The sequence below is a fragment of the Parasphingorhabdus sp. genome, assembly GCF_036964675.1.
Taxonomy (GTDB): Bacteria; Pseudomonadota; Alphaproteobacteria; order Sphingomonadales; family Sphingomonadaceae; genus Parasphingorhabdus.
The window spans coordinates 26,260-39,758 of record NZ_JBALTF010000007.1; the positions used below are offsets into that span (position 1 = coordinate 26,260).

The 13,499-nt window shown below is 52.2% G+C and carries 9 protein-coding genes, 1 tRNA gene and 2 pseudogenes; 4 read left to right on the plus strand and 8 right to left on the minus strand.

The window, feature by feature from the left end; genetic code table 11:
- The 3 genes and pseudogenes from V7665_RS02560 to thyA form a co-directional block, all read right to left on the minus strand.
- Nucleotides 1-257: pseudogene (locus V7665_RS02560) on the minus strand (alpha-ketoacid dehydrogenase subunit beta); the annotation flags it as partial.
- Nucleotides 254-1,528, minus strand: coding sequence for a 3-methyl-2-oxobutanoate dehydrogenase (2-methylpropanoyl-transferring) subunit alpha (locus V7665_RS02565; protein WP_335662968.1), 1,275 nt, complete (start codon nt 1,526-1,528; stop codon nt 254-256). The gene V7665_RS02565 and the pseudogene V7665_RS02560, both read right to left, overlap by 4 nt.
- Before the next feature lie 111 nt (nt 1,529-1,639).
- Nucleotides 1,640-2,602 carry a thymidylate synthase gene (gene thyA, locus V7665_RS02570; protein WP_442955158.1) on the minus strand — a complete coding sequence of 321 codons (963 nt, stop codon included), beginning with the start codon at nt 2,600-2,602 and terminating at the stop codon, nt 1,640-1,642.
- A 155-nt stretch (nt 2,603-2,757) separates the two neighbouring features.
- Between thyA and V7665_RS02575 the strand changes: the two genes are divergently transcribed.
- The 4 genes and pseudogenes from V7665_RS02575 to V7665_RS02585 all read left to right on the plus strand — a co-directional run bounded on the left by V7665_RS02575 (nt 2,758) and on the right by V7665_RS02585 (nt 7,869).
- A tRNA-Pro gene (locus V7665_RS02575) sits at nt 2,758-2,834 on the plus strand.
- A gap of 317 nt (nt 2,835-3,151) precedes the next feature.
- Nucleotides 3,152-3,484: pseudogene (locus V7665_RS13890) on the plus strand (response regulator); the annotation flags it as partial.
- A gap of 138 nt (nt 3,485-3,622) precedes the next feature.
- On the plus strand, nt 3,623-5,308 hold the full coding sequence (locus V7665_RS02580; RefSeq protein ID WP_335662969.1) for a sensor domain-containing protein: 1,686 nt from the start codon (nt 3,623-3,625) through the stop codon (nt 5,306-5,308).
- 5 nt (nt 5,309-5,313) lie between these two features.
- On the plus strand, nt 5,314-7,869 hold the full coding sequence (locus V7665_RS02585) for an ATP-binding protein (RefSeq protein WP_335662970.1): 2,556 nt from the start codon (nt 5,314-5,316) through the stop codon (nt 7,867-7,869).
- A gap of 7 nt (nt 7,870-7,876) precedes the next feature.
- On the opposite strand, the gene V7665_RS02590 is transcribed toward V7665_RS02585, so the two are convergent.
- From V7665_RS02590 to V7665_RS02610, 5 genes are all read right to left on the minus strand, one after another.
- Nucleotides 7,877-8,830 (minus strand): crotonase/enoyl-CoA hydratase family protein, encoded by a 954-nt coding sequence (locus tag V7665_RS02590; protein ID WP_335662971.1) that lies wholly within the window; start codon nt 8,828-8,830, stop codon nt 7,877-7,879.
- Between the two features lie 286 nt (nt 8,831-9,116).
- Entirely contained in the window at nt 9,117-10,118 is a 1,002-nt protein-coding gene (locus tag V7665_RS02595) for an NAD(P)H-dependent glycerol-3-phosphate dehydrogenase (RefSeq protein WP_335662972.1), read from the minus strand.
- Between the two features lie 61 nt (nt 10,119-10,179).
- Nucleotides 10,180-11,118, minus strand: a complete 939-nt coding sequence (locus V7665_RS02600) for an alpha/beta fold hydrolase (protein WP_335662973.1) — start codon at nt 11,116-11,118, stop codon at nt 10,180-10,182.
- Nucleotide 11,119: 1 nt separating this feature from the next.
- Complete coding sequence (locus tag V7665_RS02605) at nt 11,120-11,983, minus strand: alpha/beta hydrolase (protein ID WP_335662974.1); 864 nt, start codon at nt 11,981-11,983, stop codon at nt 11,120-11,122.
- Entirely contained in the window at nt 11,980-13,452 is a 1,473-nt protein-coding gene (locus V7665_RS02610; protein ID WP_335662975.1) for a DUF3336 domain-containing protein, read from the minus strand. The genes V7665_RS02605 and V7665_RS02610 overlap by 4 nt, the downstream gene beginning before the upstream one ends.
- Between the last annotated feature and the right edge of the window lie 47 nt (nt 13,453-13,499).

Here is a 13,499-nt window from a genome sequence, read left to right on the forward strand (position 1 = left end):
GGATAGATATAGTCGGCAAACTGAATTTCCGGCACTGGCCGCAAACCATAAGCACACATGCCCACCGCCGCGCCGATGATGCCGCATTCGGATATCGGCGTATCAAAACAGCGCGTCTTGCCAAATTTTTCCTGAAGACCGGCGGTCGCCCGGAAAACACCGCCGAAATAGCCGACATCTTCGCCCATGATCACGACATTCTCGTCGCGTTGCATCATCGTTTCAAGGCCGCTGTTGATGGCCTCTATCATGTTCATGACGGCCATTTGATTTCCCGCTCTTTATTCGCCTGTGCAGCCTGTTCCTTGAGGTGCCAGGGCATTTCTTCAAACACATCCTGAAACATGGTTTCAAACGGCTGGTGCAGGCCATGGCCCAATATGCCGTTTTTGGCGGCTTCGGTGACCGCTTCCTTGACCGCTAGCAGAGATTCCGCGTCCAGCTGCTCCTGCCGCTCGACGCTCCAGACACCACGATGGATCAGATGCTTGTTGAGCCGCATGATCGGATCACCAAGCGGCCATTCCTCGCGCTCCTGCGCGCTGCGGTAAGCCGTCGGATCATCCGACGTGCTATGGGCTTCGGCGCGATAGGTGAAATGTTCGATCAAGGTCGGGCCCTGATTGGTCCGTGCCCGTTCTGCCGCCCAGCTCGTGGCCGCATAGACGGCCAGCGGATCATTGCCGTCGACACGCAAGGCGGCGATACCATAGCCGACGCCGCGCGCGGCAAAGGTGGCCCGCTCGGCACCGGCAAATCCGGAGAAGGACGAAATCGCCCACTGGTTGTTGACGACATTCATGATCACCGGCGCATTATAGACAGCGGCAAATGTCATCGCCGCGTGGAAATCACCCTCGGCGGTCGATCCTTCGCCGCACCACACAGCAGCAATCCGGCTATCGCCCTTGCTCGCGCTGGCCATCGCCCAACCCACTGCCTGCGGATATTGCGTGGTCAGATTGCCCGAAACGGTAAAGAAATTCAGCTCCCGCGAGCTATACATGATCGGCAGTTGCCGACCCTTGAGCTTGTCCGCCTTGTTCGAGAATATCTGATTGACCATCTCGATCATCGGATAGCCGCGAACAAATAATATGCCTTGCTGGCGATAGCTCGGGAAACACATATCATCGCCATGCAAGGCCATGGCGGCGGCAACCGATGTTGCCTCCTCGCCGGTGCATTTCATGTAGAAACTGGTTTTGCCCTGACGTTGCTGGCGATGCAGCCGATCATCAAAAGTGCGCACCTGCACCATCGTGCGGAGCATCTTGAGCAATATTTCGTCATCCAGCTTCGGATCCCATGGACCAACGGCCTTGTGGTCGTCATCCAGTACGCGGATCATGTCATTGGCCATATCCCGCATATCTTTCGGTGCGGTATTTATGTCCGGCCGCGCCTGGGCGCCGGCTGGAGGAATATCCAGATCACTATAGTCAACCACATCACCCGGACGGAATTTTGGCTCAGGCACATGCAGAGTCAGTGGCGGTAAATTGCTTTTGGTTTTTTCGTCAGCCATCGGGCCTCTCCAGCAAGAATCGCGCAATTGTTGCGCTGCAATATTCGTTCAACTAGATGTTACAATATTACAAAACCAAATTTAGGTCAATCTCCCTGCCCTTTTGCTGAATCAAACAGCTACTGGCGCGGAAATATGGGACTGGGGTTCATAATCTTGCACCTCGAAATCCCCAATATCATAGTCAAAAACCGAATCGGGCTTGCGCAGGATTTTCAGTTTTGGAGCGCCCGAGGGCGCGCGCGCGATCTGCTCTTCCACCAGATCGGCATGATTGAGATAGAGATGCACATCACCGCCATTCCAAACCAGTTCACCCGGCTCGAGATCACATTGCTGCGCGATCATCCGGATCAGCAATGCCGCCGAAAAGACATTGAATGCAAAGCCAAGGCCAAGATCGCAACTGCGTTGATAGAGTAGCCCCGACAATTTCCCGCCGGAGACGTAAAACTGATAGGTCTTGTGACAGGGTGGCAAGGCCATTTGGTCCAGTTCGGCGACATTCCAGCCAGTGAAAATATGACGCCGGGAACCGGGGTTGTTCCTGATCCCGTCGATCAGCGCGGCGATCTGGTTGATACCCTTTTCTTCGCGACGATATAGCCCCTCGCCGACCGGTGAATAGCGCGGCCAGTCGACCCATTGTTTGCCATAGACCGGGCCCAGATCGCCCCATTTTGCGGCGAAACCATCATCTTCGATAATCCGCTGTTCAAAAGCATCCCGGTCAATATGCTCGCCGGTTTGCTTGCGATATTTGTCGAGCGGCCAGTCGGTCCAGATATGCACCTTTTGCTTCACCAACTCGCGGATATTGGTGTCGCCGGTGAGGAACCAGAGCATTTCCCGTGTCGCCGTTTTCCAGAACACGCGCTTGGTCGTTAGCAGCGGAATAGCATCATCGGCGAGATCGAAGCGCATCGTCACGCCGAAGATGGCGCGCGTGCCCACACCGGTGCGATCAACACGTTCATCACCCTGCGTCCAGATTTGCCGCATCAGGTCTAGATATTGCTGCTCATAATGCTGTCCGGGAATCAAACCATCAATCTCCAACCATGTCTTCTGCAAACGCTAGACCGCTCTGGTCATATCCTCAACCAAATCCAGTTGAATCGTGGCCAGGACGGAGTTTTTGCAAGACTCTTTGGCTATGGCTTGAACCGCAAATCGGACTAGCATATACTCTTTCAACACGTTCCTTGCGCGTGAAAATGCAAATGGATCGGGAAGTAGCTCAGCCTGGTAGAGTACGGCGTTCGGGACGCCGGGGCCGGAGGTTCGAATCCTCTCTTCCCGACCAATTTCCTAAGCCATTGATTTTCTTATTCATTATAAATCAAAGCCGCAGCATATTTTGTAGCAATAATCGTGGCAGAATTTAGAAAATCGGATCGCGCAATATTATGAGCAGCGAAATCATTATCGGGAGGTCTCCGCACATCGAGAATAGCAGTTGCCCTGATGTCGGCACCCTCCGCTTGGCCTATATCGCCGTTTGAACGCTTGACGTTAACCCTGGCCACGCCAAAAGTCCCCTGATCAAGCCAAAAATGGAAAAATGAGCCTGCAAATCGGCGTTAACCTTATATTGAACATAGGCCTGTAGTTCTTCCAATCATGAACACGCGCGTTTTAATAGTCGATGATCGGCCCACCAATCTGAGGATCTATGCCCAGTTTGTGACGTTGATGGGGGAAAAATATTCCGCCATCACTTATGCTGACCCTATCGAGGCGCTGGAGTGGCTGCGTGACAACAAAGCGGATTTGATGGTTGTCGACTATCGCATGCCTCAGATGAACGGTGCAGAATTTATCCGGAAAGTCAGGATGATGCCTGGCGCCAGCGAAATTCCTGCGATTGTCATCACAGCGCATCAGGACCGCGAGTGTCGGCTTGCTGCTCTTGATGCTGGTGCCACCGACTTCCTGCAAAGCCCAGTTTCGCATGTCGAATTCTGCAGTCGCGCTATGTCGCTGCTGACCCAAAGCAAAAAAAGTGTGACTCTGCGAAAGCGCGCGTCGGAAATTGGGCGCAAACATTCAGCATTTGGTGCGACGGCCTCAAACGAGGGCACAGGCAAAAGCATGCTTGAACAAATTATCGACACGATACCGATCATGATCAACGCTACCGATCGTTCGGGGAAATGCCTGTTCACAAACGCCTATCAATCCGCGTTGTTTGACAAAGACCCCGATGAAATGGTGGGCACGGATTTTGCCAATAATTTCGAGCCCACTCTGGCTGCCAATACCCGCCGACGGGACGCACTTGTTCTGAAATCAAGCCTTGCCATTCCGCATTATGAAGAGAAAATCACCAGCGACGGTGTCGACCTGGTTTTTCATTGTAACAAATCGCCACTGCTCAATCATAAAGGTGAGACAATTGGCGTTCTGACAACCGCGGTTGATATAACGGCCCGGAAGTTTGCCGAAGAGCATAGAACACACCTGGCATTGCATGACATGCTGACCGGGCTTCCCAATCGCGTGTTGCTTGCTGAAAATGTCAAATCAACCATTGCAAATTGCAAGAAAGCGAACAGCCAATCCGCTCTTTTGCTGCTTGATCTGGATCGCTTCAAAGTCATCAACGATACCCGTGGCCACCATAGCGGCGACGCGCTTTTGCGCGAAGTTGCAGAACGTATTTCCAAGGTCATCGGTCCCGAAGATTTTGCCGCGCGCATCGGTGGTGACGAGTTTGCTATCATTTTGAGCAAATTCGAAAATATAGATTCAATCAATTCGCGCTGCACCAAGCTTCTGAAGGCGATCAACGAACCCTATGCGATCAGCGGCGTGGGTCAGGTGATCAGTGCATCAATAGGTGTAAGCCTCATCCCCAACGACGGCGATGAATATGAAGAAGTTCTGCGCATGGCGGATCTTGCCATGTATGATGCCAAGGCAAACGGTCGAAACTGTTATCGGTTTTTCTCGGAAGACATGAACGAAATTGCCCAGGCCGATGCAGCACTGGAAAACGAATTGCGTGATGCATTTAACGAAAATCAGTTCGCGCTTGAATATCAGCCAATTGTCGATGCCCAATCGCTTGAATATGTCGGCTTGGAAGCTCTGATCAGATGGGATCATCCACGTCGAGGGCGGTTGCTGCCGATCCAGTTTATTCGGGTTGCCGATGAAAGCGGCCTCATGGACATTCTCGGCAGCTGGGTCATTGGTGAAGTATGCCGTGAAATAAAATCATATGCAGATCGGGGCATTGATCTGCCACGCGTTGCGATCAACGTTTCACCGAGACAATTCCAAAATCAAAATCTTTGCGATGAATTGCTGGCAAATATTGAAGCCAATGGCATTGCACCATCGAAGATCACCATCGAGATCACCGAAGAATTGCTGATCGACAATAATGAAGAAGTCAGAGCGACGCTGCAGCGTATTCGCAGCCATGGCGTAGGAATCTCCATTGACGATTTCGGAACCGGCTATTCCTCCCTGCAATATCTGAGAGACCTGCCCGCAAATTGCCTCAAAATTGATCGCACCTTTATTTCGCGGATTGAGCATAGCGCAGCGGATCGCGCGATCATTGGAACCATCGCGCATCTGGCGCATGCGCTGGACATGCGCGTGGTTGCCGAAGGGGTTGAGAATGATGCCCAGCTGGATTTGCTACGCGTTTCGGGCTGCGATGAGATTCAGGGATTCAAGATCGCACGTCCGCAACGGGCCGAAGATCTCGGCAAACTATTTGACGGCAGGGAAAATGATCCGCCCAGCCGCGCGGCAAAAGGCTAACAACATTGCTGTCCAGAACATCAAGCGCCCCGACTAAGTCGCATAAGCACCATAGGCACCCAAAAAGTGGCATGGATGGTCAGGCGCGTGATCGTGAGCATGAAATGATCAAGAACCGGATCATTTTGATAATTCTGGCATGGTCAGCTTTCGCTATCTTGGGTTCTTCTGCCGATTTGATCATCGGCTTCGGCGTCTATTTCGTTGTTAGCATCGCAGTTGCTATTGCCTATCACCTGCACCCCAAGCCTTCGAGTGTGAGGCGTTTCATGGGGCTTTGTATAGATTTCGGTGCCGGAGCCTTCCTCTTCCAGATCGGCGGCGAGAGCTTTGCAGCCGTTTATCCCGCATTCCTGTGGGTCATTCTCGGCAACGGCTTTCGTTTTGGCGTGAACTGGCTGTATCTGGCCTCGGCGATGGCGGCTATTGCCTTTGGATGGACAATCTATACCGTCGACTATTGGCGCAACAGCCCCTCACTGTCGATCGGCTTGCTGGTCGCACTGGTAGTGATACCGGCATATTGCTCGACGCTGATAACCAAAATCTCGCAAGCCAAGGAAGAAGCTGAGGCAGCAAATAAGGCCAAGAGCCTGTTTCTTGCCAGCATCAGCCATGAATTGCGCACCCCTTTGAACGCCATCATTGGCTATGGAACCCACTTGCTTGACATGAAGCTGCCGGAGAAACAGCATCAGATGATCGCTACCAGCGTTTCCGCCGGGCGTCATTTGCTGCACCTGATCAATCAGCTTCTGAACTTTGCGCATTCGGAATCTCGCGATGAACTGCCTGAACCGAAACTATTTTCTCTGGTGGATATTCTGTCCGAGGTTCGTGATATCATGCAGATCGCTGCCGACGACAAGAAGCTCAAAATCATCCTTCAGGCAGAGCCGAGCAGCGACCAGATCATTTCAGGGCAGCTCGATTATATCCGCAACATTCTCATCAACCTGACCAGCAATGCTGTAAAATTTACCGAATCCGGATCGATCACATTGAGATGTGGATTCAGCTCAGCAAATGACCATGAACATATGTGGGTTTCGGTAACCGACACCGGCCCCGGCATTCCCGACGATGCACAACAGAAAATCTTTGAAGTCTTCCAGCAGGCGAATGACACTATTGCACGCCAGTTCGGAGGCACCGGGTTGGGACTGGCGATATGCCGACAACAGGCCAACCAGATGGGTGGGCATATTTCTGTGGATAGCGAGCTCGGCACAGGCAGCACATTTACCCTCACGTTTCCTTCAGAAATTTGGGAAACTGAAGACTCTAGCGCGGATGAGGATAGCGTCAGGATACTATCGCTGACGCGAGATCTCGATGCGCCGATTATCTGCAATGATGATAAGCAACCCATTAAAATCGACCATATCCAATATCATGAATCGGACGACATCGAAAAAATTCTCGGTCACCGCAATCTTGCACTTTATGATATCGCGCTGCTGGATGAAGCCATCGCAAGCGATCATGATGACCAATCTCCCTTATGGTCCGCGTTCCGCAATGCAAAACTTCCCCCCGTCCTGTTTGCTGAAGGAAAAGCGAAAAATCTGAAGGATATTCAATTGCGGGCGGCGTTCGCAACGCTGCTGCCGGCAGGTTCGGATTTCAGTACAATCCGCAGCGCAGTTCAGATCGGCTGCTCATTTGTCGGCTCGGGCGCGCGGGAACAATCAGAATCGAACGACGACGATCAACCGTCCGAAATCGCATCGGTTCGGGTGCTGGTCGCCGATGACAATCGAACCAACCAGATGGTGCTCGAAACGATACTAGCCAATGCCGGCCACGAAGTTACTGTGGTCGCGGACGGAGAGAAAGCGCTGGAAGAGCTCGAAAATGGTTCTTTTGACATTGTATTTCTGGATGTGAACATGCCGATCATGGGCGGTATCGAATGCTGCAGACTTTGGCGTCAGATAGAGGGTCCGCGGAAACATGTTCCGATCATTGGTTTGACAGCCGATTCTACGGAGGAAACCGAGAAAAAATGTCTCGACGCCGGCATGGATCTAAGGATTACAAAGCCGATTGAGGCAACGGAATTGATCGATGTTATCGCTTCCCAGACAACCAATAGAATCGATCGCACAGAGCGCAAAATCGACTCCGATCCGTTGCGAGTGGTCAGCAATATCGAAGCCCGAATTCGCAAGGCTGATCCCCCCGCCGTTGATCCGACACAGTTGAATTATCTTTTGTCGATTGGAGATGAGGCTTTTGTGCAATCCATCATCGAAGCCTATGTGGAAGATGCCAGCGAGATACTGACCGCATTCAGCAAATCGATAGACGATGAATCCGTTGATGATTTCCGCTTCCATGCCCATGCGTTCAAGAGCGGCGCCGCAAATATCGGGGCAAATTTCCTGGTGGAAACATGTTCAAAGCTCGAAGTGATTACCGAACAGGAATTCAGCGAACGACGGTTCGAATATCTCGCAAAAATTGAACAACAAGTTGCCGATATTCGCGATTGCCTGGAAGCCGTTTCGACACCCGGTCACGACAAAATATCTGCCGAAAAAGCTGCGTTGAACTAGTCAGTTGTCAGACGGCTCGAAGTGACCGCAAAATGCGACGATCCTGTGCTGTAGCCAACCGCTCCATCTTCCGGACATCCGCTTCTTCCAGATAGAGCGCAGTCTCAGCCCAGGTGTCGGTGATTTCCAGCAACTCTTCCAAGCTCACCGGATCGGAGATTTTCCGGGCACGATAGACGGCCCGTTCCGCGTGGAAGCGCTTCCGATTTTCCTTGGTATATTGGACGATGGCAGCTTCGCCCATCCCGTCTTCCGCCAATATATCGACCACACCCATGTCATATAATTCGGTGGCAGAGAATAATTTTCCCTCGAGAATGAAACGCTCGGTATCCTTGCGGCCGAGACGCTGCCGCAAAAAGCTGTAAGCGCCCATCCCGGGAAAGAGATTAAACAATATTTCCGGTAATCCCATTCGAGCGCTTTTTTCGGCAACCAATATGTCAAAAGCCAGTGCGTGCTCAAAACCACCGCCCAGTGCATCCCCCTGCACGAGGGCCAATGTGATGATCGGGGCGCCAAAGGCAGTGCTGTTTTCATATTGCATATGCACACAGGTACGGGCGTATTTCTTCAATGCTCCGAGATCGCGACGACGGATGCAATCCGCGAAATGTTTCAAATCACCGCCAAGATTGTAAATGCCGGGTGTTCGCGAACCACAAACAAAATAGCGCAAGGGATCTGCATTTCTTAAACCCTCCAGCGCATAGGTGGAGTGGATCCAGTCCTGGACCTGTTGGATTTCGTCGCCCAGTTCGTAGGTATAGCTCGGGCGTGACTTCTGGTTCATGTAGCACCAGAATATTTCGTCAGAACGATCAAATCGCAACTCAATCTCGCGGAACTGTTTTGAGAAAATATCAGGTTCCGAATTGGCCACTGCCTGGACCAACATGTCATTCGTCTCGATAGACAAATCCCGATCCAATTCATTGGCAGCGCGACTGCGAAAGTCCATATTATACTCCATGTCTGCCAAGGGTGTTCGACGTTACAAAGCCTAACAAATCCCTATGCTTAACATGTAAAATTTTAAGATATGCTCGATTCCAATGCAAGTAAAACCGAGAAGAATTTGTAACATGCTTAATTGATTCAGAAATTTGCTTATCTTTGAGTCATTTGAGTCAAAATAATTCTCCGAAATTGGTTAATATTCCGCAAGATATGCTGCAAACTTGCGCGATCACTGTCTCATTTTGGTTCGAATTTGGGGTGTTTGGGCGTGCCAGACAGCGAAATTTTTAACCCGCGTCGGACTCTGCTCCGGCTGATTGATTCACCAATCCGCGGAAGGCACGCACAGCCGACCGGTTGCCTTTGGTGACCTCGAAAACATCCTCGGCAATCGGCATGGCAACGCCGTATTTCTTGGCCAGAGCGATGACTGTCGGCGCACTTTTCACACCCTCGGCCACCATGTGCATTTCTTCGATGATTTCATCAATAGGACGCCCCTTGCCAAGCTCGACACCGACATGACGATTGCGGCTCAGCGGACTGGTGCAGGTGGCGATCATGTCGCCCATCCCGGTCAGGCCCGCAAATGTTTCGGGTTTGCCGCCCATGGCGACGCCCAGGCGCGTGATTTCGGCAAGCCCTCTGGTGATCAAAGCGGAACGCGTATTGTCTCCGGCTCCCAGGCCATCCCCCATGCCGACTGCGATGGCGATGATATTCTTGAGCACGCCACCCAATTCGCAACCCAGAAGATCGGTATTGGTGTAGACGCGAAACAGGCCCGAGTGGAAAAGCTGCTGCAGCTGTTTCACGATAATCTCGTCTTCCATCGAGATCACGCTGGCCGCCGCCTGCCCGGCCATGATTTCGCGCGCCAGATTGGGGCCAGTCAAAACGCCGACCGGATGACCTGGAAGGACTTCTTCGATAACCTCGGTCATCCGCTTGCTGGTGGCCAGTTCCAATCCCTTGGTAAGGCTGATTACCGGAACCCATGGCCGGAGATATTGTTTTGCCTCTTCCAAAACACTGCGAAAATTATTCGAGGGTATTCCCATGACCAGAACATCGGCCCCAGACACCGCCTCGCCGATTTCGGACGTTGCGGTCAAAGCATGGGGCAAATTTACGTCGGGCAAATATTTACTGTTGCAATGATTATTGTTGATATCGCTGACGGTTTCGGGATCCCGCGCCCAGAGTTTTATCGGCGCATTGCGCGAAACCAAAGACGCCACCGTGGTGCCCCATGACCCGCCGCCGAGCAATCCAACTTTCAATTCCATAAATATGCTCCATCGACAACTCCTCTAGCGGGAGTCCGTCCGGTCTAAACTGAAGGGAATTTCAGTATTTTGCAAGGAACTCGAGATGGCGTTTGGCGGTTCCCTTGGGATTTTCGATCATCGGAACATGACCAACATCTTCAAACACGACCGATTCAGCATTGGGGATGCCATTCTCCAGCACATTGACGCAACTGACATCGATCAGCTGGTCGTGACGGCCCCAGATGATCAGCGTCGGCGCCTTCACTTGATCGAGCTGATCATTCAGTGGTTTGACGGTGCCATCTTCGACCAGAGTCCAAAAAATCTTGTCGAGCAACTCGCGATGCACGGCGAAATCTTCGTAGAAAATCTTCCGGAACTGCCCGAGGACCTTCATCGGCTTGTGCGCGACAAACGCAAGCATCCGCTTCACGTCGTCGGGACTGTGGATCTCCAGCGGGTTTTTACCTGCCTGGGCCTCTTTCTGAAGCTCGCTTTCATTGGCTCCGACAACGCCTGCATTGTTGAACAAGGTCATCGAGAGCAAGCGTTCGGGATAATCCAGCGCAAAGCGCAGCGAGACGAAACCGCCCATGCTGTTGCCACCGATATGGCATTTTTCTATCCCCATTGCGTCGAGAAAATCGCGCACCCGCGCCGCCTGGGTGGCCATGTCATAATCACGATCCAGGTCCCGGACATTCTCGCCGAATCCCGGCAAGTCCGGAGCAATCAGGCGATATTTGCCGACGATTTCTGGCGCGTACATCGCCCAGTTATCCTTGTCACCGCCAAAACCATGAAGCAGCACCAAAGGCTCGGCATCTGATGGGCCACCTTCGAGATACGGCCAGATCATATCGCCAACTTTGATGGACTTTGCCGTCAGCTTGCCTTTTCGCCGCAAACTGTTGCGCAGGAAACCGTATAAGGTGCGCGGGAACAGGACATAGACCGCAATCAGCGACACCATCAAAAAACCCAAAAGGGTCAGAAAAATTTCGACTGCTTCCAACTTACACTCCTCTCGCTACCAGTTGTTTATCCAACCAGTCGGTCATATCGTTCAAAACCTTATCTTTTTCAGGCTCATTGAAAATCTCGTGAAACAATTCCGGATATATTATGAGCTTCTTTTTGCTCGAGGATATGTGACTATCCAGAAATTTCGAACCTTCGGCAGCAGCCAGACTGTCCTTTTCACCATGAAGCAGCAGCATAGGCAGCGAAATCTGCCCGGCATTTTCTTGAATTTTGATCATGTTGTTCAGCATTTCTGCCGCCAGCCTGGCCCCCATTTTACCGTTGTAAACGAGGGGATCGGCAAGATAATCAGCGACGACCTGTGGGTCGCGGCTAACGCCGTTCGGATCAAGTTCGATCACACCGAATTTCGGGAAAAAGCGGGACAAAAAGCCGCTTATCGCCTTCAGAAACGCAGAAGGTTCCTCGGCTGCTTTTATCGCTGGACCGGACAGGACACAGGCGGTAAATTTGGACTGGTGGGACAGCAGGTAGGTGGCGCTGATCAATCCACCCATACTATGGCCAACGAGCATCACCGGTAGCTCGGGAAAATCCTGCTTGGCGCATGCCAGCAACTGGTCGACGCCATCGTGAAATACCGAGAAACCGGGTACATATCCGGGTGTGCCATCCGATTGGCCATGCCCCCAATGGTCGACGGCAAAAACCGCATAGCCTTTGCCCACGCAATGTTCGGCAAAATATTGATAGCGCCCGGCATGTTCGGCATAGCCGTGCACGAGCAGAATTATCGCTTTGGGATCATCGTCGGGAAGCCATTTTTGCAGATGCAACTTCGCTCCGGCCGCCTTGGACCCGGTCGGAAGCGTCAGCGTCCCGTCTGTGTGTTTCAAGCGATCTTCCTCTTCATCACCAATTCATGATCATGCGTCAGTTCATTTTCATATTCGAACAGGATGCGGTCCAGAGTCTGGCTGATCTTGGTCTGCGTGCGAACCATCTCGATTTTAGGCCAGGTCGTGCGCTCGCCAAGCTGGATCAACTCGGCAATATCTTCAATCGGCAAGTTGCTCAAAATCTTGGAAGGGCCCCAGAACATAGTCGGACGGATGATATTGATATCACCCGTATAGTCCTGATTGATCACCGACAGCGCCATATTGGCCATGCTGTTCAAACGCGGAAAATAGGATAGTGGCTTCTGCATGATTTCCACATTGGCGTTGAGCCATGCTTTCATGGTTGCCGTTGTCGCATTGCGGATCGAGGAAAGCGGATTGCGCTTGTGACTGACATCAGTGGCAAATGGCGTGACCAATGGATTGGCCTGGCTCACAATATGGTGATTGACGCCGTAGAGCCGCGCAAGCCGCTTGACCGGCAGATCATGCGTCACCGAACCATCAACCCATTTGCGATTTGGCAGATAGGGCACGCGTTCACCGCGATGGTTTTTTGCGGCCAATGTGACCGGCGGATAAATGCCCGGAACCGCGCAGGAGGCCAGAACCGCTTCGCGAATATAGACATTGGGAGAGGCAATGGCGTTGAGCAGACGAGACGTTTGATGTTTTTCCGCCGGTGCAATGGAAACATTGAGATGGCGACCGGTGAGCTCATATGCCTCCTGAAACGTGAGATCGGGGAGCAAGTTGGTCAGACGCTGGCGTATTTCATCTGCTCGCATACGACTGGGTCCACCCAGAAAACCGCCGTGTGCGTCATCTTCATGTTCGGTACCGATAATCAGGTTTTCCGGCTTGAAAAATGGCGGTATTTCCTTGTCGGTATGGGTACTTATCAGAGCGCCGACGACCGAGCCACCGCTGGAGCCGGACATGATGTGAGGCAGCAACCCCTCCTGCCAAAGCGCCTTTGCCACACCGACATGAAAATAGAGATAGGCACCGGAACCGCTCATCAGAAATGCGGAACGGCCATAGCAATGCTGCGCCCGGCGAAAGAAATCGAGCTTTTCCTCAAACGGGATGTCGGTCACCTTGTCGCTTGCCAGATATTCCAGCGAATTCACAATCGCGTCGACATAATCCTGAATCAGCTGCTTGGTGCCGAACCGCGCCTTTTGATAGAGCCGCGCATGGCCCATACCATCCATATTTCCGTGAATGCCTTCGTTCAGAGCATAAAGCAGTCCCGCATTGTCTTGAGACTTCCATAGCTTCGAAAGGCGTTTCAGGCGGCGGCGGATGGAAGTATAGTCAAAATGCTTACTCTCATCAGATGTCTTCCATATGTCGACCCCGGTGGATTTGTCGTGCGCTTTCGCGGCTTTCGACCATTCGGAATAGCTCTTGGCCTGCGCCATGGCTTTTTCCATCTTCAAAGTCGTGTTCAGGATCATCTTCGGTTCACTCTTTCACCAAAATTACACATGGTAGCATTCGTCGC

Coding starts and splice junctions, on each gene's coding strand:
- V7665_RS02580 (WP_335662969.1), top strand. CDS start 3,623: ATGCTTGAACAAATTATCGACACGATACCGATCATGATCAACGCTACC.
- V7665_RS02590 (WP_335662971.1), bottom strand. CDS start 8,830: ATGGACTTTCGCAGTCGCGCTGCCAATGAATTGGATCGGGATTTGTCT.
- V7665_RS02565 (WP_335662968.1), bottom strand. CDS start 1,528: ATGGCTGACGAAAAAACCAAAAGCAATTTACCGCCACTGACTCTGCAT.
- V7665_RS02595 (WP_335662972.1), bottom strand. CDS start 10,118: ATGGAATTGAAAGTTGGATTGCTCGGCGGCGGGTCATGGGGCACCACG.
- V7665_RS02610 (WP_335662975.1), bottom strand. CDS start 13,452: ATGATCCTGAACACGACTTTGAAGATGGAAAAAGCCATGGCGCAGGCC.